This window comes from Larsenimonas suaedae, from assembly GCF_023712105.1.
Classification (GTDB): Bacteria; Pseudomonadota; Gammaproteobacteria; order Pseudomonadales; family Halomonadaceae; genus Larsenimonas; species Larsenimonas suaedae.
Map to the genome: position 1 here is coordinate 890,536 of NZ_JAMLJI010000001.1, position 19,156 is coordinate 909,691.

Consider the following 19,156-nt stretch of genomic DNA (forward strand, 5'->3'; position numbering starts at 1 on the left):
GGCCAAGCGCGCATCCGCTTAATCGGCGGATGCGCACCAAAAGGCCTATCTCACTCAGTAAAAGCGCTGATCAGGCTTGGGTGGGACCCACTGATACAGCCAGGTTTCGCTCATGGCCTTGCCGTCTTTCGCCAGGTACATGCGAAGCGTGACCGGCTCGGTGCTGTCGCTTTCAGGCGTCCAGTCGAAAATGGCGCGGTAGGCGTCGGCCTCATCAAAGCGGAATACCTGCTCGAGATCGACCTTGCCGTGAGAAGCCTCGACCACCGGCTTGAGCTCGGCGTCTTCGGGAAGTGACATTAAATCGCCCCCCTTGAAGTTCACCGCAAATCGGCGGGCATATTCCTTGGGCGAATGATCACCCGGAATCCAGCCCTCAAGCACATTGCCCATACCGGTATAGGTCTTGTCGACCCGCGCAAGTGTCGGCGCCACCGGCGGCATCGGGCTCCAGTAAAGCGTATAGGCAAACGATAGGGACTCATTCGGCTGTACCGGTTTTTCCGGCACCCAGAACGCCACGATGTTGTCGACGTCTTCTCCCACGGTCGGCAGCTCGATCAGATTGATCGCCCCTTTCCCCCAGGCACTGGTCGGCTCGATCCAGAGGCTCGGACGGCGGCTGTACCAGGCCTGATCATCCATATAGCTTTCAAAGTCGTGATCGGTCTGAAGCAGGCCGAACCCCTTGGGGTTTTCATCGGCGAAAGCGTTGTACTGAATGTTTTGCGGGTTGTAGAGCGGCCGACAGACCCACTCGCCGTTGCCCCGCCACATCGACAAACGGTCCGAGTCGTGAATCTGGGGGTGGATCGTGTCGCGACGCTGCGCCTGGCTCGGGCCCATCAGATACATGCTCGTCATGGGCGCGATGCCGAGCCGGTCGATCGATTTACGGGGGTAGATGTACTTCTGAACCCCCATGACCACCCGCTCTTCCTGACAGTCGATGTCGAAACGGTACGCCCCGGTGGCGCTGGGTGAATCCAGCAAGGCATAGGTGATGAACCGGGTCTCGCCCGGCGCCGGGTGCACGAACCAGAACTGAGTGAAGGCAGGAAACTCTTCCTCCTTGCCATTGGCCGCGGTGTTGATGGCAAGGCCACGGGCCGACAGGCCGTACTGGTTGTTCTTGTCGATGGCGCGGAAATAGCTCGCGCCCAGAAACGACACGATGTCCTGATTATCGGCCCAGCGCGGTTTCTTGGTCACACGGAACCCGGCAAAGCCCAAATCGTTGCCTTCCAGGCTTTTGGGGTCGATCCCCACCCCTTCGTAATCGAACAGTTCCGGGCTGAAGTGGATTTCGCGCGCCTTGCGGGTATCGCGGTCGATGGTGTGCATACGGACCGGCTGATTGAAATGCATGCCGATGTGGAAGAACTGCAATCGGACATCGGCATTTGGGTCTTCAGCCCAAAGCGCCTTGGACGGCCGATAGGTAATGCGCTGATAATCGAGCGGACGCAGTTTTGCCAGCTGTTCGGGCACTTTCTGCGTCGTGTCCTGATAGGGCTTTTTCGAAAGCCCGCGGGCGTGGTTTTGCAGCCAGTTGAAGTCAAACGGCTTGCCTTCGCTATCGGTGCTGGTTGCCCCGGCGTTGGTCGCGGCAAATGCCGGCCAGCCCGGAAGACCCAATGAGGCCAGCGCCATGGACGCCTTGATGAGTGTCCGTCTCTCCATTCTTGTTTCCTTATAAACCGTCTCAGTGAAGTTCTGCCACGATGAATGCTCGACTATAGTCGCGCCTATGATGTTCGATACTGACGCGCAGTGACACTGCCGGTTCCTGAAAGAACGCCGCTTTTGCGTAATTTTTTGTTGATCTGCGTTATGGATCGGCGCGCATGTGACACTGCTCGACACTGGGCACCCCACACGTTACCAATTTCAAGCTACTCTAATATTGCGGCGCACCATTCAAGGCCATCAGGTCAAGACATCGCTTCGACCCATGAGCAAGCGCGCTGGCAACAGGTCTGCCCAACCGTGTTTCCCCGTTCAAAGGAGACCCACCGATGTCCGATGGTTTACCCTTCGTCTCTCGCCGTGCCCCCCACGCTCACTATCAGCGCCTGATCGACGCTGCGCAAGCACGGGCGCCGCTTCGATGCGCGGTAGCCCATCCCTGCGATACGGCCTCGCTGTCCGGTGTGCTCGACGCTGCCCGACAGGGGCTGATCGAGCCGATTCTAATCGGACCGATGGCCAAGCTCCATGACACCGCGCGGGCACTGGATGCCTCGCTCGAGCACATTGACTGCATTGATGTGCCCCACAGTCACGCCGCGGCAGAGCGAGCCGTCGCGCTTGTCAGTGAGGGTCAGGCACAGCTTTTAATGAAAGGCAGCCTTCATACCGATGAGTTGATGCACGCGGTGCTTGCACCTACGGTGCATTTGAGAACCGAGCGCCGGCTCAGCCATGTCTTTTTGATGGACGTGCCCAGTTACCCCGAGCCTCTGTTCATCACCGATGCCGCGATCAACATTGCCCCGGACCTGCTCACCCGCGCCGACATCGTACAAAACGCCATCGATCTGCACCTGGGCCTGTCGCTTGGGACGCCGCGCGTGGCGCTGCTGTCCGCGGTCGAAACCGTCACCCCAAAGATTCCAAGTACGCTGGACGCCGCCGCACTGTGCAAGATGGCCGAGCGCCACCAGATCGAGGGTGGCCTGCTCGATGGCCCACTGGCGCTGGATAACGCGATCAACGCCGACGCCGCTCGCCTCAAGCACCTTGATTCCCCGGTCGCCGGCCGCGCGCAGATTCTGGTCGTCCCGGATCTGGAAGCCGGCAATATGCTGGCCAAGAACCTGACCTTCCTTGCCGGGGCCGACGCCGCCGGCCTCGTGCTTGGTGCGCGCGTGCCCATTATCCTCACCAGCCGCGCCGACAGCCACAAGACGCGCCTGGCCTCCTGCGCCGCGGCAAGCCTCTACGCGCATCATCTTCAAACACGCGCGTTACCGGGAGGGCTTACATGATCGCCGACTCGTTGATACTGACGCTCAACGCAGGGTCTTCGAGCCTCAAGGTGGCAGGCTTTAATGCCGAGGATCCGGAGCTTGGCCTTTGCATCAAGGGAGCATTCACCGGCATCGGCTCGGCCCACCCTCGCCTTGTGATCACGGACCGAGACGGCACGCATCTACTCGATGCCCTCCCGCCCGTCGCCCAGAGTCAAAACCCCGAGGACGCCCAGACGCTTCTGGCTCGGGAACTGACTCCGCTTATCAGCGGGCACATCCACGCTGTCGGCCATCGGGTGGTTCATGGCGGCGACGCCTTTAACCAGCCCACGGTCGTGACCGATGCGGTGATCGAGCGTCTTGCCCGACTGACGCCACTGGCGCCACTGCATCAAGGGGCCAATCTGGCCCCGATGCGCTCGATTGCGCGGCGTCGACCGGAGCTTCTGCAGGTCGCGTGTTTCGACACCGCGTTTCATCATGGCCAGAGCGCACAGGTCCGGCGCCTGCCGATTCCGGCCTGGCTCGACGACGAGGGCGTGCACCGCTATGGCTTTCACGGGCTCTCCTACGACTACATCGCCCGCACGCTCAAAATTCGCGCCCCCGCTCTTGCCAGCGGCCGGGTGGTGGTCGCGCATCTCGGCGCCGGCGCCTCACTGTGCGCGCTGCAAAATGGCCAAAGTGTCGATACCACCATGGGCTTTACCGCGCTTGATGGCCTGCCGATGGGCACGCGTCCGGGCCGGCTCGACGCCGGCATCGTGCTCTATCTGATGCGTGAAAAGCGCATGAGTCCGGAGGCGATCGAGCACCTGCTCTACCACGACTGCGGGCTCAAGGCGCTTTCCGGAGGCCACGCCGAGGTCAGCGAACTGGAATCGCTCGCAGCCACCGACGAACGCGCTGAAGCCGCGCTTGCCTACTTTGCCTGGCGCATCGCTCAGGGTGTGGTCGAAATGGCCACCACCCTCGGCGGGCTCGATGGACTCGTGTTCACCGCAGGCATTGGTGAGCACAGTGCGTATGTGCGCAAGGCGGTGGTCGCTCATCTCGAGTGGCTCGGCCTCGCGCTCGACGACACGGCCAACGCCACGCACGCCGAGTGCATTCATCAAAGAACAAGCCGCGCAGAGATCCGGGTGATGGCCACCGACGAGGCCTGGATGATCGCCCGACACACCCAAACGCTCATGACATCACCCAGCCACTCATGATCTCACCCAACCACTCATGACATCCGCCACCAAGGAGACCGCCGCCATGACCATCAACGCCCGCTCGTTCAAGGAGCTTTCCGGCGCCATGACGCTTGAGGGCAAGCGCGGATTGATCGTGGGCATTGCCAACGACCATTCCATTGCCTGGGGCTGTGCACGCGCCTGTCACGCGCTCGGCGCGCGCCTTGCCATCACCTACCTCAACGAAAAGGCCAGGCCCCATGTCGCGCCGCTTGCCGAGGAGGTCGAAGCCGAGCACCTGCTGCCGCTCGATCTGCGCATCGACGGCCAGATCGATCACGTGTTCGAAACTCTGGAAGCGAGCTGGGGACAGCTCGATTTCGTGGTGCATTCGGTCGCCTACGCGCCGCTCGATGACCTCCGCGGCCGGCTGGTCGACTGCTCGGAAGCGGGCTTTCTCGACGCCATGGCGCTGTCATGCTACTCGTTCATCGCGCTTTGCAAGCGCGCCGAACCCCTGATGCATGACGGCGGATCACTGTTTACCATGACCTACCATGGCAGCCAGCAGGTGGTCGAAGGCTATCACGTGATGGGCCCGGTCAAGGCCGCGCTCGAGGCGGCCACGCGCTCCATGGCCGCCGAACTCGGCCCCAAGGGTATTCGGGTGCACGCACTTTCACCAGGGCCAATGCCGACCCGGGCGGCCTCGGGGTTGTCGCACTTCGACAGCCTGCTTCAGGAAGCCTCGAACCGCTCGCCGAGCCGGGAGATGGCCGATGTCGATGACGTCGGCATGACCATGGCGTATCTGGCCACCGACGCCGCGCGCATGTTGACCGGCGACGCCCTCTACGTGGATGGCGGCGTGCACCTGGTGTCCTGAAAGCGCCAACGCCACTTCGTAATGATCGACAAGGCGGGTACCATGAGGGCCCGCTTTTTTTCGGGCCGAATTCAGGACGCCGTTCATGCTGACCTTCTTGCACACCGCCGACTGGCACCTCGGCCAGAACTTTCACGGCCACGACCGCCAGGCCGAACACCGTGCCTTCCTGGACTGGCTTTTGGATATCATCGACGAGGAAGAAATCGACGCGCTCTTGATTGCCGGCGACATCTTCGACGTCGTCAATCCCTCGATCGAGGCCCAGCGATTGCTGTTCGATTTCATCACGCGCGCTCACACCCAGCGTCCCTCGATGGAGGTCGTGATGATCGGCGGCAACCACGACAGTGCCGCCCGCATCGAACTGCCCGCGCCGCTGCTCGCCGGGCTCAACACGCATGCGCTTGGCCAGCTTCATTCGCTCGACCCGGAGGACGTGAACCGGCTTCTGGTGCCGCTGACCAACGCAGACGGCGAGCGTGAAGCGCTCTGCGTCGCGCTGCCGTTTTTAAGGCCCTCGGATGTGACCGGCCGCGGGCTCTCGGACTATCAGGCCGGGATGGCGCACGCGCACCAGACCGTATTCGACCACGCAGAACAGGCTGCCCAACCGGGTGAGGCCGTGATCGCCATGGGTCATGCCCATGTCCGTGGGGCAGCAGTGTCGGAACATTCCGAGCGCCCAATCGTGCTCGGCGGCGAAGAATCGATTTCCGCGGCGCTCTACCCTGAGTTTCTTGCCTACGTGGCCCTTGGGCATCTGCACAAGCCTCAACGCGTCAATGCCAACGTGGCGATGCGCTATAGCGGCTCGCCGATCGCCCTCGACATGTCCGAGCGCCACTACCCACGTCAGGTCGTGATCGGCCACATCGATCAGGGCACGCTACGCGAGACCCGGTCACGGCCGATCCCGGATCACACCAGTTTGCACCGCATCGGACCGGCCTCCCTTTCTGAGGTGCTGTCCGAGCTTGCCGCCCTGCCCGACACTGTTGACGGCCCGCCACCCTGGCTTGACGTACACGTCGAGCTAGACGCACCGCACGTGGCACTTCGCGGTGACATCGATACCCATTTAGCCGGCAAGCCCTATCGGCTGGTAGCCATTCAGACGCGCTACCGCAGTGACGCCCAAAAGAATACCGCTCCGGCTCCGAGGCTCGAGGATCTGACGCCAGAGGCCCTCTTTACCACACACTGGGAACGCGCCTACGGCGCACCACCGGAGGAGGACGTGCTGACCGATTTCCGAGCACTGGTTCAGTCCGTCCACGACGATGAGGCCGCCTTGTGAAGCTACTGACACTGACCGTTTACAACCTCGCCTCGCTCAAGGGGCCGCACCGCATCGAGCTCGACCGCGACGTGCTGGGTGACACGGGCCTTTTTGCCATTACAGGGCCGACCGGGGCCGGCAAGAGCACCCTGCTTGATGGCCTGTGCCTGGCGCTTTTCGGCACCACGCCCCGTCTCAAGCAAGCCACACAGCAAAGCGCCAGAACGCCGGACGTGGCCGATGATGCCCTTGCCTTGAACGACCCGAGAGCGCTCCTTCGGCGAGGCGCCGCCGAGGGCTTTGCCGAGGTCGACTTCGAGGGACTCGACGGTGAGCGCTACCGCGCCCGCTGGAGCGTGCGGCGTGCGCGTAACAAACCCGACGGACGCCTTCAGGCCAGCGATCAAAGCCTGATGCGCGTCACGGATGCGACGGTGCTCACCCGACACAAGCGCGAATTTCAAAACGCCATCCATACCCGGCTCGGCTTGGGTTTCGAACAGTTCACCCGAGCGGTCTTGCTGGCGCAGTCCGAGTTCAACGCGTTTCTGACCGCCGATGACAATCAGCGCAGCGAACTGCTGGAGCGCTTGACCGACACCGACATCTACAGCCGCATCGCCATCGAGGCGTTCAACCGCACGCGCACGGCGCAGCAAACGCTGACGCAGCTTGAGCAAAGCATGGCCTCCGCCCCGCCCGCCTCCGAGGCAGAGCGCGCCGAGATCGACGCGCATGAATCCGCCGCGGCCACACACTGGCAAACGCTTACCGAGCGCAAGCAAACGCTCACGCATCAGCGCGAGCGCTGGCAGGCCCTGATGCGTGAGCACACCGCCTTGACCGACAGCAAAGCGCGTTACATCACGGCCTGCGATCATGACCGTTCACTCGACGGCAGTCGTCGGCGAAAGCATCAGCTCGAAGCGGTCGAACCGCTTAGGCGGATCATTGACCAGCGCGCTTCCACCGCCAAGGCGCTCGAGCAGGCAAGAACCCGTATCAGCGACGCCTGGTCGGAGCGCCGAGCCGCCCAGAAGGCGCTCAACGACACCACCTGCGCGCACGCAAAGCGTCAGCGTGAGCTGGAGCATCATGAACAGCACCGCGCCTCACTGGCCCCTCATCTTGAACAGGCCGATCAGATCGAACGTCAGCTCGCCTACGACCGCGAGCGCATTGCATCGCTCATTCAGGCCGAGCGCGACAACACCCAAACACTGTCAGCGCTCAAGGCGGAGCGCTCGGAGAACGAACACGAGCGCGCCCCCCTTCACGCCCGGCTGAATGCGCTGCGCGCACGTCTTCAAACACGTGACATCGATGACCCGCTTGCCCACCGACAGACGCTTCACGCCCGCATGACCGAGCTCAGGGAAACCCGCGACGAACTGGCTCACATTCTCGAGCAGGTCAAACACGCCAGCGCGGCCATAGGCGCACACGCCGAGGCCGAGGCAACACTCAACGCTCGATACAGCGCTCTTGAGGCGCAGGAAACCGAAAAAAACGCGGCCGACCGGCACCAGACATTCGCCCGCCAGCAGCTTGCCGACTGTCAGACTCGTCTTCAGCGCCAGCGCGCGCTAAGAGACGATGCGGCCATCGAGGCGCTTCGGGCCACGCTTTCAGACGACGCACCTTGCCCCGTCTGCGGTGGCCAAGATCACCCCTACCGCCATGCGCCGCCTGAGCGTATCGCCTCCGCTCAGCTTCAGGCGATGGAAGCGGAGGAGCAGCGCCAGCTCGATGAGGCCACTCATGCGGCCCATGAGGCCGAAAGCGCGGCCAGCAGCGCGCTCGCTCAGGTCACACTGGCTCGACAGGTCCATGAACAGGCTCGAGCCGAACACGACCGGGCAAGCGCTGCGCGCGATCAGGCCAGGACCGATATAGCACCGTTTTTGGCGCGCTTTGAGCAGAGCACACCCGAGGCGCTTGAAGCTTGGCTGAGTGATCGGTTAGACGAGATTGAAGCACAGGCGCATCAGACCCACACCGAACTTAACGAGATCCTGACCGATGAGCAGGCCCGCGCCCCGCTCGAGCGCCGACTCGGCGAGCTCGATACGCGCGCGGCCGTTATTGACAGCCAGATCGATGGCCTCGAGACCCAGCGCTCGACCCAGGCCAGGGAACGCGCGAAGCTCGAGCGGACCTGCGATACGTCGCAAGGCATCTTGAATAACCTACTGCAAGGGCAGGACAGCGTGCGCCAGTGGCGTAAGGCGCTCGAGCAGACAACCAGCACATTAAGAACCCAGCTCGACGACGCGCTTGCAAAAGTGCATCGCGCCGAGCAACACGTCAGACACGACACTCAGGCATGCCGTCACCAGCTGGAGCAGGCGAGCGCACTGGCCACCCAGCTCGATGAGACCGAGCATCAGATGGCGAGGTGGTACCAGACCCACGCCGACATCCCGACAGAGCAGGTAAATGAGTTACTGATGGTCGATGAGGGTGAGCTCGAGGCGTTGACCGCACGCATCGAAGCGGCCACTCATGCCCGCCTTCGCGCAGAAACTGAGCTTGCGACCGTCAAGGCGCAGTTCGAGGCTCACCTTGACGACACCCTCGCGGCACTGCCCGAGGCAACGCTTTCAGCGACACTCCATGAACGGCTCGAGCGCGACGAAGCCGCGCTTACCGCCCTTGCCCCCGAGCTCGAACGCGCACTGGCCGAACGCGATGACACTCAGGCCCGGCGACGGGAGGATGACCGCAGGCGCGACATTTATCGCACCCTCGAAAAGCAGTTGGAGACCGCCCGCTCGGAGTATCGGCGCTGGGGGCGCCTGGGCAGTGCGATCGGTTCGAGCGATGGCAAAAAATTTCGGCGCATCGCCCAGGGCTACAATCTGGACCGACTGATCGAGCAGGCCAACGCGCATTTGACCCAGTTGGCCCGGCGCTACCGCTTGGTTCGTGGCGGCAGTGACCTGGGGCTACTGGTGATCGATCAGGAGATGGCCGATGAGCAGCGCTCTGTGCATTCGCTGTCGGGCGGTGAGAGCTTTTTGATATCACTGGCGCTGGCGCTTGGCCTTTCGTCGATGGCCTCAAGCGCACTGACCATCAATACACTGTTCATCGACGAGGGCTTTGGCAGTCTCGATGCGCAGTCACTTAACCTGGTGATGGATGCGCTCGACGCCCTTCAGTCTCAAGGCAGAAAAATCGGCGTGATCTCGCATGTCCGCGATATGATCGAGCGTATTCCTCACCAGATCGAGGTTCAGCCATTGGGTGGGGGCATCAGCGACGTGCGGGTCGTTCGCCGATGAACCGTGGGACATTGCCCATAAAAAAAGCGCCTGACGGCGCTTTTTTTATACCAACGCGTGCTTACAACGCCCACCAGGCGGTCAGAATCAAAAGCAGCAGCAAGGCAACATAGATACCGACACGCGGCAGCGGCTTGAATTCCAACGCCGTGATGTTGACCAGCGACAGACGTGAATGCTTGACCAGAAACCAGATCACGCCAAGCACCACCAGCATGATGGCGAACAAAGAAAAATTGACGCCCATGAACACGGACTGCCACATCGGCAGCATGGCCTGGCCCGGGCCGTAGACGGCAAAAAGCGCACCGCCGAGTGAAAAGAGGCCGACATCGAAAGTCGTGCTCAATAGCCGTGACGCCACCACCTTGAGCGACTTCGTCAGCGGGTTTTCACGCATCATGTCACGTGCCCAGAACGCCAACACGCCGAAAAAGAGTGCCACAAGCCCCATCGCGTTCCAGTAGGTTGCCAACGGCGGCAACGTCGCATCTTCTGTAGGCTCGGTGATCACCGCGGAAAAGTGCGACTGCATCAACCACTGAACCAGTGCACCGATCACGATCCAAAGCACCACCGTGAACACCACCTCACCCAAGCTTCGTTTATTCATTCTCTTGCGCCTTCATGCGTGCATTTAGCGGCCTTATCGGCGAACCGATGGCCTTCGGAAAACCCCAGTCGCGCTTGCAAGGCAAACGCCGTTTGAATCGATAATGTCGGCATGCGTGAAAAAGACACGCCGCCCGCCGCCGGTTACCCGGCCATGCGCGTAAAGCGTATCACCGCATTTGGCTGGCGCCATGTACTGAATCGACAATGACAGAGTCACCGCCGGCATCTGATGACCTTCCTCGGTAATAAGACCACTGTAACCACTGGCCGCATCCAATAGCGAGGCCAGCATGCCACCATGAGCCCGGCCCTGAAGATTGCAGTGCTGCTCGACCACTGTAATCGACAGGCTCACGCCATCTGCCTCAAAGCGCTCGATGTCGACGCCAAGAAAGCGCAGATACGGCGTTTTAAGATCATCGATCTGCCAGAGATGCTCGCTCATGACACGCGAGCCTCAAACGCCTGAAGATAGGCGATCTGATCGCTTCGTCCGATGCATACGCTATTGCCGAAACTTCCATCGTCATGCAGCTCGATTCGCGTGATTTCGCCGCTTTGCTGGTTACCCACCAACGCTGCTGATCCGTCGGGTACAAGCGTGAAATGTCTGGGCAATTGACCGCCTGAAGGCGTGGTGGCCTTCCAGCTCAGCATGCCATCGGCATCGATCTGCAGGCAGATCAATTCGTCGAACTGGCCACGGTTCGATACATACAGAAACTGCCCGTCTGGTGAAAACTGAAGCTCGGCTGCCCCATGTTCGAGCGAGTCGTCATTCGGCGCCAGCGATGCGATCTGGCACTGAATGAGCCGATCATTTTCCACGCGGTAGCCGATGACACTGCCGTCGAGCTCGCCCACCAGATACGCAAATCGCCCCCCCGGATGAAACTTGAGATGACGTGGCCCGCAACCGGGCGGCGCAATCATTTCCGTTCGATCCCCAAGCGGCTGTTCGCGTGTCTCGTCGAAGTCAAAGCGATACAACCGATCCCGGCCCAGATCACAGGCGTACAGTGCATCGCCGTCCACGTTCAACACACACGAATGCAGATGCGGCCCGGTCTGGCGCTCAGCGTTGATCCGGGCGCCGTCACCGTCGAAGACAACGTGCTGAACGCAGTCACCGAGTGCGCCTTCGCTCGTCAAGGCGTAGACCACGATCGAGCCACCCGAGTAGTTGGAAACAACCACGAAGCGCTCGTTCGGTGTCAGCATGATATGGCAGGGGTCCTCGCCCCTGGCCTCGACCTGACCGAGAAGACGGGCCTGCCCACTGTCTGCATCCAGCTCAAACGCGCTGATGCTGCCGTCTTGACCGGGGACTTCGTTGACCGCGTACATCCGGGTACGCTCGGCATTCAGCGTAAGAAATGACGGACAGTCGGCCTCAATGAGTAACGGCGCACCGAGTGCTGTGACACCCGCATCGGTCGGGTAGCAGTAGATGCCCTCGCTGTCGCCGGTCGTATACGTACCGCCTAGTAGATAATGCGACGGCATGGATCCTCCCTGTCGTTCATGAATCATGCGCCTGTTTTACAGGATGTGCGGCTCGAGCGCCACGGTTGCCCCGGGCTTTCGGGAGGCCAGCTTATCGGCCTGTCGCGTGGGCTCAGGAAGCTTGTAGCGCGTCAGACACCCCATGACCCACTTGATCGAGGTCTCGAGCGAAATACGATGGCCCGGGGAAATATAAAGCGGCTTGACGCGCTCACGCGTTCGAAGCACCGCCCCGATGCACTCACCGCGATGGTGAAGTTCAGTCCAGCCGCCCTTGTGATCCGGCACTGCCTCGTGCTGCCCACACAGCCTGGATTTGCCGACGCCGATGGTCGGCCGCTCAAGCCAGAGCCCGAGGTGCGTGGCAATGCCCATTCGGCGCGGGTGAGCGATGCCCTGCCCGTCCACCATGAACAAATCCGGCGTACGCTCGAGCATGCTGATCGCCTCGAGCACGGCCGGCAGCTCTCGAAAGGACAGTAACCCCGGCACGTATGGCATCTGCGTTGGAATGCGCGCAATCCTGTGTTCGACAATCGAAAACTCGGGGACAGACATTACAACGATCGCGGCTCGGGTGATGTCGCCGCCCTCTTCAAAGCCGACGTCAATGCCCGCCACCAGCGTGACGGTCTCCGGCAAATCGTCCGTCTGGCTGACCCGAGACGCCAGACGCTTTTGCAACGCAACAGCGTCCCGGGGGTCAAGCGCCCATTCATGCAAGGGAGTATTGGGTAACAGAAAATGAGCCATAAGTTCGAACATCCAAAAGCGCGTAATAACCTATTAAAAAGGAGGCCGAAGCCTCCCTTTCAAGAACCACTCAAAACCTTGTTTCAAGTAGCGCGTTTTCTCTGACGCAAGGCCATCCGGGCAACGCCGCCCGTACATACGCGCCAGATTTTCCCGGATTTGGAACAGCGGTCGCCCTGGGCCTTGCATGTTCCTCATATAGAAAAACGCACGCTCAAGCGTAATTCAGCCAGCGCAGCGTGCAAGCCGGCAACCGGCGATTCAAGCCTTGAAGGCCAGATACAAAAACGCCCCGGACAATGCCGGGGCGTTTCGATCATACCTTCAGCGATCAGGACGCGTACTGACGTTCCTGGTCGTTGCGACGACGCTGAGGCTTGTCGCCACTGTCTTCGCTGATTTCAAGCGTCCGACCGCCGACACGCGCCCGGCCCATCTTGGCCAGAATCGAACTCGGGAGCCCTTGGGGCAGCTCGACGGTGCTGTGCGACTGGCGAATGTCGATGCGCCCGATACGTGCGCCTTCGATACCGCCTTCATTGGCAAGTGCGCCAACGAGCTGGCCGGGCTTGATGCCGTCCTTGTGACCGACCGACACACGATAACGCGTCATACCTTCATCAGGACGACGGTTACCACCGGCGCCACCCGCTTCGCGACGACGACGCGGTTTCTCATCACGACCACCGTCACGGCCGCGGCGCTCGTTGCCACGGTCCTTGCTCTGCTTGGGCAGTGCATGAATCGGTGATTCATCGGAACGCGCGATAGACGCCATGGCGCAGGCCAGCTCGACCGGATCGACACCCTCGGCGATCAGAGACTCGACCAGCTCGCGCTGTTGCTCGAAGCCTTTATCAAGCGTCGCTTCAACACGGGTCTTGAATCGCTTGGCACGGTGAGCGCGGATCGCCGACTCATCGGGCAGTTCCATATTCGCGATGGCCTGACCGGTCGCCTGCTCGAGCACGCGAACCTTGCGGCTTTCGCGAACGCCGGCAAAGCTGATGGCGATGCCGTCACGCCCGGCACGGCCGGTACGACCTATGCGGTGAATATAGGACTCGCTATCGTGCGGAAGATCGTAGTTGAACACGTGCGTGATGCGTGGCACGTCAAGCCCGCGGGCAGCGACGTCGGTAGCGACAAGCACGTCGACCTTGCCTCGCTTGAGGCGAGTCACGGTGCGCTCACGAAGGCTCTGATCCAGGTCACCTGACAGCGCAGCGGCAGACACGCCGCGGCTCAGAAGCTGCTCGACCAGCGTCGTACACGCCGCACGAGTACGAACGAAGACGATGGCGGCGTCGACCGGCTCGACTTCAAGAATGCGCGACAGCGCTTCAAGCTTGGCCGGACCGTCGATGCGACAAACGCGCTGTTCGATGGTGGTCGTGGCTGCCTTGGATTCGATCTGAACCTTGACCGGATCAACCAGATAACGGTTGACGATCTTTTCGATTTCATGAGGAAGCGTTGCCGAGAAGAACACGCGCTGTGCGTCCTTTGGCGTGTCCTTGACGACACGCTCGACATCGTCGATGAAGCCCATGCGAAGCATTTCGTCGGCTTCATCAAGAACCAGTGCGTTGAGGCCTTCAAGGCTCAACGACTTCCGATCCAGGTGATCGATAACACGACCCGGCGTACCGACGATGACCTGGGCACCGTTTTTAAGGCCACGGAGCTGATCGCGGTAGTCCTGACCACCGCAGAGCGCCTGAACCTTCAAGCCTTTCATGTTCTGGCCGTACAATGAGAAATTGACGGCAACCTGCTGCGCAAGCTCGCGTGTCGGTGCCAGAACGAGCACCTGAGGCTCACGCCGATTGACATCGATGCGTGAAAGAATCGGCAGCGCGAACGCGGCCGTTTTGCCTGTACCGGTCTGAGCCTGTCCCAGTACGTCACGGCCTTCAAGCACAGACGGGATGGTCTGAGACTGAATCGGGGAAGGCTGTTGGTAACCGATGGAATCGAGGGCTTCGAGAACAGCAGGCAGTAACGCCATGTCGCTGAATGTCAGCGAGGCATTGGAAGTCGAGGTCATGTCACACCTTAATGAGCCGACGCATCCGGCCGGCGGAGAAATTTAGTGCAGTGCACAAGGGCAGTCGGCCCCAGACACCACGGTCGCACGATCAAGTACAGGGCTTGCCTGTGTGTACGCAACGTGTGGCGACCAGCGCAGAACATCTGCGCCTTTCCATCTGTGCAAGGCAGCGGCTTGCGCCTTAACGCTGTCGGAGAAACGTCCCCGATTGCTCAGACAGTAAAGAGGGGGCGTATCAACTAGGATGGTAGGGTCTTACTACACATGCGAGGAACAGCTACTGTATCATACCAAAGGTTAGTTGCCTACTTTATTTAACGAACGGACAGACCGCGTCCAGCCCGCCTGATTTGGAGAGCCCCCATTGCCTTACATCTGGATTGATGCCGACGCCTGCCCCAAGGCCATCCGCGACATCGTCGTACGCGGCGCCGAGCGCACCGGCTATCACGCCTACTTCGTCGCCAATCACGCCCTGCCCCTTCCCAAGCGGCACTGTTTGACAATGATCAGCGTTCCGGGAGGCGCCGATGCCGCAGACAACGTGATCATCGAGCGGGCCGAGCAACATGATCTGGTGGTAACCTCCGACCTGCCTCTTGCCGATGCCGTAATCGCCAAGGGCGCTCAGGTCATGACCTCACGTGGCGAAGCTCTGACGACCAACAACATCAAGGCGCGGCTCAACATGCGCGATTTCATGGAAACCCTCAGGGCAAGCGGCGAGCACACCGGCGGCCCGTCTGGAATGTCCGCCGCCGATGTACGCGACTTCGCCAATGCCTTCGACAAGGTCCTGACACACTGGCGCACCTCTACTGCATGATGCCCTTGCCCGGCAACCGGGCACGGTCATGCTCACGCGTGAGCTCAAGTGCAGGCCCAAGCGGCACGATGCCATTCGGATTGACGGTCGGATGACTTTGGTAATAGTGGCGCTTGATATGATCGAAATCGACGGTGTCGGCGATTCCAGGCCACTGATAAAGCTCACGCAGGTAGTTCGATAGATTCGGGTAATCCTCGATCCGGCGGATATTGCACTTGAAGTGCCCGTGATAGACCGCATCGAACCGAATCAACGTGGTAAACAGGCGAATATCGGCCTCGGTCAGATAGGCCCCGACAAGATAGCGCTGGCGATCAAGCCGGGTTTCCAGATCATCCAGGGTCTTGAATAGAGCCGAAACATGCTTTTCATACACGGACTGCTCTGTCGCGAAGCCTGCCTTGTAGACCCCGTTGTTCACGGTGTCATACACCTGTTCATTGGCGTCATCGATCTGCGCTTGAAGCCCCGGCGGATAAAGGTTAAGCGAGTTGCCGGTCAGTTGATCGAACGCGTCGTTCAGAATCCGCATCAGCTCGGCGGATTCGTTATTGACGATGTCGCCCGCCTTTTTGTCCCAAAGCACCGGCACCGTCACTCTGCCGGTGTAATTGGGGTCGGACTTGATATAAAGCTCGCGATGAAAATCGACCCCATTGATGGCATCGCCCGTACTGCCCTGGGTTTGATCATAGCTCCAACCATTCTCACCCATGTAGGGGCTGGTCACGGAAACGCCAATCAAATCTTCAAGGCCTTTCAGCCGGTGCATGATCAAAATCCGATGCGCCCATGGACATGCAAGAGACACATAAAGGTGGTATCGGTTGGCCTCCGCCGGCCGCACCTTTCGATCATTGGGAGGAATCATGCCATCGCCCACGACCCATTGCCGGCACTGAGACTGCTCACGCACAAACTCTCCGCCGGTGCTCTCTGTGTCATACCACCGGTCTTTCCATTGACCGTCGACTAAAAGTCCCATGCCAATTCACTCCTTTAATAAATGGGGCGCGCCGAATCGCACTCGGCCTTGACTGCCTCTTTAAGGCACATGGCCAACGCGCTTGTGGCCGGCCCTGCACTGTCCATGTCACGATAGTAAAGTCGTATGGGGACTTCACGAATCCGGCCGGCCTTGAGCGGCAAGGGCTTGAGCTGCGCATGGACCGGCCCTTGATTCAGTCTGGTTTCCGACACCCAGCAAAACCCCAGCCCCTTTGAAAGCATGTCGAGCGCAGTGCTTACGTGACAGACCGTCCAGCGCTGCTCGGCCTTGAGCCAGCCGGAATCAACACTGGTTGACCGCGCTGAATCTCGTACCACGATCTGTCGGTACTGATGAAGGTCACGTAGGTCGAGTTCTCGACGCACTTGATGAAGCGGATGAGACTCGTGGGCGACCGCAATGAAGCGCACCTGCGTCAACAACTCCCCCAAAAACCCCACCGGCTCCAGGCCGCTGATCAATAGATCAACCTCGCCACGCTCGAGCCGCTCGATTCCTCCTCTCAATACGGTTTCGTACAGCTGAATGCGCGTATGAGGAAACTGTTTCGAAAAGCGGTCGAGCGCATCGGAAAGCGCGTCGGTGGGATAAATCTGATCGACGGCAATGCTCACTTCAGGCTCGAGCCCCTCTGCAAGACTTCCGGCAACGTTCTCGAGCGCATCGGCCCCTTCGAGTAACTGGCGTGCCCGACGCAAGAGCAGGCTTCCCGCTTCGCTCAGGCGCACATGGCGTCCTTCGATGTTCAAAAGGGTCACTCCAAGCTGAGCTTCCAGCTTATGTACCGCATGATTGATAGTGGAAGGGCTTTTATGGATGGCTTCGGCTGCCTTGGCAAACCCACCGTGATCAACCACAGCGGCCAACATCTGCCACTGAGCAAGCGTGATTTTGGACATGACACAACCTCGAGATGCCAGAAGCGTAAATGAGCATTTACTGGCTTCGGTAGCGGAATTGATCAGTCTAGGATAGCGCCGCTGCCCTGACCGAAAGCCCATCCCACTGTTTGGACAACGCTCCAAACAGGTCAGCGACACCGTATAAATCATACATCGTTCATCGCCGAAACGGTCGAGCCCAATAGGGAATTTCAAGATCTTTACCGCAAAAATACTGTCTTTAAAGCATTTTAAGAGCCTACGCTTGTTTCTTTTTCTAACTTTTCATAAATCGAGCCATGGGATAAGGTAGGCCAGCCTGATCGTCATACGTGGTCGTATACTGTTCACCTTTATTTACACGGGCCTCACCCTATGCTGCGAATACTGCGTTCGCTACCCCGAGCACACAAATTATTGCTGTTACCGGCAGTCACCGTTGTCACCGTGCTTGGCACGCATACCCTGGTCGCCGGGCTCGAGCATTCAGATACCGAATCAACCATTGACGTACAGCCCATCGAGCTTGCTGCCACCGAACATCCAAACCAGCCCTCTTCTCCTGCACCTCAAATGGTTACGCCCCTGCCTATGAGCGTGCCACTGTTCAGCGAGCCGGTTCGTTCAGACATTTCCACCTCGGCACTCGAATTTGCACTTAGTCTGCAAACCGACGCCGCGCAAAAAATTCTTCCCTCTGATAGTAGCTTCGCCGAACCGTTTGACCTGGAAGAAGACACATCGACGCTCGAGGGCGAAATTGCCGCCACGGAACAATACGTTCCCGAATGGCAAAGCTACACCGTTCAACCCGGTGACAGCTTTACCATCATGGCAGAGCGGAACTTCGGCCTCGGGTACGGCGATGTCATCAAGATATTGAACACTCTGCCCGACAAGAAAGTACTGACGCGACTGAGAGTCGGACACGACCTTTATTACAAGCTTGACCGGGCCGGTAATCTGATCGCGTTAAAAGTGATGAAAAACGCCCGTGAAGGGTATCTGCTCGACCGAAGCGACGCAGATCAAGACTTTACGCTTTCAAACGTTACGCAGGCCACTCAGGCCACGCAACGCATGTTCGCGGGGACGGTCGAGGGCAGCTTTGGCGCATCGGCACTTGCAACCGGTCTTTCCTCCGCTGAAGTCTCGGAGCTTACGAAAGCACTCGGCAAAAAAATCAACTTCCGAAAGGATACGCGCCAGGGTGACCGGTTCCAGGTGCTGGTCGAGTCGGAAATGATTGACGGCCGCCCGCTGGCCTCACGAATTCTTGCGGCTCGTTATGAAGGAAAACGGCTCGACCTGTCGATCGTTCGTCATGACGACACCTATTACACACCGGCCGGCAAGAGCCTTGACCCGTCGTTCGAGCGCTATCCGTTCAACGGTCATCACCGCGTAAGTTCACCGTTCAACCTGCGCCGCCACCATCCAGTAACCGGTCGAATCAGCCCGCACTACGGCACTGACTTCGCCATGAAGGTCGGCACTCCGATCGAGGCAGCTGGCGCCGGACGCGTCACCAAGGTCGTCAATCACGCACTGGCCGGGCTCTATGTCGTCATCACCCACGACAATGGCTACAAGACACGTTATCTTCACCTGTCGCGCTCTCTGGTACGACCGGGCCAACGCGTAAATATGGGTCAGAAAATCGCCTACTCAGGTAACAGCGGACGAACCACCGGCCCTCACCTGCATTATGAGGTCATCGTCAACAACCACCGCGTCAACCCGATGCGGGTCAAGTTGCCGGGCGGCACCCACCTCAAGGGCAGTGAGCTGGCCAGTTTCAAGAAACGCAGCCAGACGCTTTTGACCAAGCTGGATAACGCCGACAACTCAAAAGCCGTTGCCAAGCGAACGCGTAAAGAAAGCGATAACGAAAGCTGA

15 protein-coding genes are annotated in these 19,156 nt (G+C 60.1%); 7 read left to right on the top strand and 8 right to left on the bottom strand.

Annotation, left to right across the window (positions count from 1 at the left end; translation table 11 throughout):
• Positions 1–54 precede the first annotated feature (54 nt).
• Positions 55–1,683, bottom strand: coding sequence for an OpgD/OpgG family glucan biosynthesis protein (locus tag NAT49_RS04250; RefSeq protein WP_251590739.1), 1,629 nt, complete (start codon positions 1,681–1,683; stop codon positions 55–57).
• Between the two features lie 335 nt (positions 1,684–2,018).
• Between NAT49_RS04250 and NAT49_RS04255 the strand changes: the two genes are divergently transcribed.
• The 5 genes from NAT49_RS04255 (at position 2,019) to NAT49_RS04275 (ending at position 9,611) form a co-directional block, all read left to right on the top strand.
• Positions 2,019–2,990: a phosphate acetyltransferase gene (locus tag NAT49_RS04255; RefSeq protein ID WP_251590741.1), complete on the top strand. Its 972-nt coding sequence runs from the start codon at positions 2,019–2,021 to the stop codon at positions 2,988–2,990.
• Entirely contained in the window at positions 2,987–4,192 is a 1,206-nt protein-coding gene (locus NAT49_RS04260; protein WP_251590743.1) for an acetate/propionate family kinase, read from the top strand. The genes NAT49_RS04255 and NAT49_RS04260 overlap by 4 nt, the downstream gene beginning before the upstream one ends.
• A 46-nt stretch (positions 4,193–4,238) precedes the next feature.
• On the top strand, positions 4,239–5,042 hold the full coding sequence (gene fabI, locus NAT49_RS04265; RefSeq protein ID WP_251590745.1) for an enoyl-ACP reductase FabI: 804 nt from the start codon (positions 4,239–4,241) through the stop codon (positions 5,040–5,042).
• Between the two features lie 85 nt (positions 5,043–5,127).
• Entirely contained in the window at positions 5,128–6,342 is a 1,215-nt protein-coding gene (locus NAT49_RS04270) for an exonuclease SbcCD subunit D C-terminal domain-containing protein (protein ID WP_251590747.1), read from the top strand.
• Positions 6,339–9,611 (top strand): AAA family ATPase, encoded by a 3,273-nt coding sequence (locus tag NAT49_RS04275; RefSeq protein ID WP_251590749.1) that lies wholly within the window; start codon positions 6,339–6,341, stop codon positions 9,609–9,611. The genes NAT49_RS04270 and NAT49_RS04275 overlap by 4 nt, the downstream gene beginning before the upstream one ends.
• A 61-nt stretch (positions 9,612–9,672) precedes the next feature.
• Here the strand turns inward: NAT49_RS04275 and NAT49_RS04280 are convergent, their stop codons facing one another.
• The 5 genes from NAT49_RS04280 to NAT49_RS04300 form a co-directional block, all read right to left on the bottom strand.
• Positions 9,673–10,224, bottom strand: coding sequence for a hypothetical protein (locus NAT49_RS04280; RefSeq protein WP_251590751.1), 552 nt, complete (start codon positions 10,222–10,224; stop codon positions 9,673–9,675).
• A gap of 33 nt (positions 10,225–10,257) precedes the next feature.
• On the bottom strand, positions 10,258–10,671 hold the full coding sequence (locus NAT49_RS04285) for a PaaI family thioesterase (protein WP_251590753.1): 414 nt from the start codon (positions 10,669–10,671) through the stop codon (positions 10,258–10,260).
• Positions 10,668–11,732 carry a lactonase family protein gene (locus NAT49_RS04290; RefSeq protein ID WP_251590756.1) on the bottom strand — a complete coding sequence of 355 codons (1,065 nt, stop codon included), beginning with the start codon at positions 11,730–11,732 and terminating at the stop codon, positions 10,668–10,670. Before NAT49_RS04290 ends, NAT49_RS04285 begins: the two co-directional genes overlap by 4 nt.
• Before the next feature lie 36 nt (positions 11,733–11,768).
• Entirely contained in the window at positions 11,769–12,497 is a 729-nt protein-coding gene (nfi, locus tag NAT49_RS04295; protein ID WP_251590758.1) for a deoxyribonuclease V, read from the bottom strand.
• 319 nt (positions 12,498–12,816) lie between these two features.
• A complete protein-coding gene (locus NAT49_RS04300) occupies positions 12,817–14,535 on the bottom strand; it encodes a DEAD/DEAH box helicase (protein WP_251590764.1) in 1,719 nt (572 codons plus the stop codon).
• Positions 14,536–14,902: 367 nt separating this feature from the next.
• Here NAT49_RS04300 and NAT49_RS04305 point away from each other — a divergent pair, with 367 nt between their 5' ends.
• Entirely contained in the window at positions 14,903–15,364 is a 462-nt protein-coding gene (locus tag NAT49_RS04305) for a YaiI/YqxD family protein (protein ID WP_251590766.1), read from the top strand.
• Here the strand turns inward: NAT49_RS04305 and NAT49_RS04310 are convergent.
• A complete protein-coding gene (locus tag NAT49_RS04310) occupies positions 15,354–16,352 on the bottom strand; it encodes a glutathione S-transferase family protein (protein ID WP_251590768.1) in 999 nt (332 codons plus the stop codon). The genes NAT49_RS04305 and NAT49_RS04310 overlap by 11 nt on opposite strands.
• Positions 16,353–16,366: 14 nt before the next feature.
• Positions 16,367–17,275, bottom strand: a complete 909-nt coding sequence (locus tag NAT49_RS04315) for a LysR family transcriptional regulator (RefSeq protein WP_251590769.1) — start codon at positions 17,273–17,275, stop codon at positions 16,367–16,369.
• A gap of 399 nt (positions 17,276–17,674) precedes the next feature.
• Here NAT49_RS04315 and NAT49_RS04320 point away from each other — a divergent pair, with 399 nt between their 5' ends.
• Positions 17,675–19,156 (top strand): peptidoglycan DD-metalloendopeptidase family protein, encoded by a 1,482-nt coding sequence (locus tag NAT49_RS04320; RefSeq protein WP_251590771.1) that lies wholly within the window; start codon positions 17,675–17,677, stop codon positions 19,154–19,156.

Excerpts from the sequence above, each read along its gene's own strand:
- NAT49_RS04250 (WP_251590739.1), bottom strand. The coding sequence starts at position 1,683 with ATGGAGAGACGGACACTCATCAAGGCGTCCATGGCGCTGGCCTCATTG.
- NAT49_RS04255 (WP_251590741.1), top strand. The coding sequence starts at position 2,019 with ATGTCCGATGGTTTACCCTTCGTCTCTCGCCGTGCCCCCCACGCTCAC.
- NAT49_RS04260 (WP_251590743.1), top strand. The coding sequence starts at position 2,987 with ATGATCGCCGACTCGTTGATACTGACGCTCAACGCAGGGTCTTCGAGC.
- fabI (WP_251590745.1), top strand. The coding sequence starts at position 4,239 with ATGACCATCAACGCCCGCTCGTTCAAGGAGCTTTCCGGCGCCATGACG.
- NAT49_RS04270 (WP_251590747.1), top strand. The coding sequence starts at position 5,128 with ATGCTGACCTTCTTGCACACCGCCGACTGGCACCTCGGCCAGAACTTT.
- NAT49_RS04280 (WP_251590751.1), bottom strand. The coding sequence starts at position 10,224 with ATGAATAAACGAAGCTTGGGTGAGGTGGTGTTCACGGTGGTGCTTTGG.
- NAT49_RS04285 (WP_251590753.1), bottom strand. The coding sequence starts at position 10,671 with ATGAGCGAGCATCTCTGGCAGATCGATGATCTTAAAACGCCGTATCTG.
- NAT49_RS04290 (WP_251590756.1), bottom strand. The coding sequence starts at position 11,732 with ATGCCGTCGCATTATCTACTAGGCGGTACGTATACGACCGGCGACAGC.
- nfi (WP_251590758.1), bottom strand. The coding sequence starts at position 12,497 with ATGTTCGAACTTATGGCTCATTTTCTGTTACCCAATACTCCCTTGCAT.
- NAT49_RS04300 (WP_251590764.1), bottom strand. The coding sequence starts at position 14,535 with ATGACCTCGACTTCCAATGCCTCGCTGACATTCAGCGACATGGCGTTA.
- NAT49_RS04310 (WP_251590768.1), bottom strand. The coding sequence starts at position 16,352 with ATGGGACTTTTAGTCGACGGTCAATGGAAAGACCGGTGGTATGACACA.
- NAT49_RS04315 (WP_251590769.1), bottom strand. The coding sequence starts at position 17,275 with ATGTCCAAAATCACGCTTGCTCAGTGGCAGATGTTGGCCGCTGTGGTT.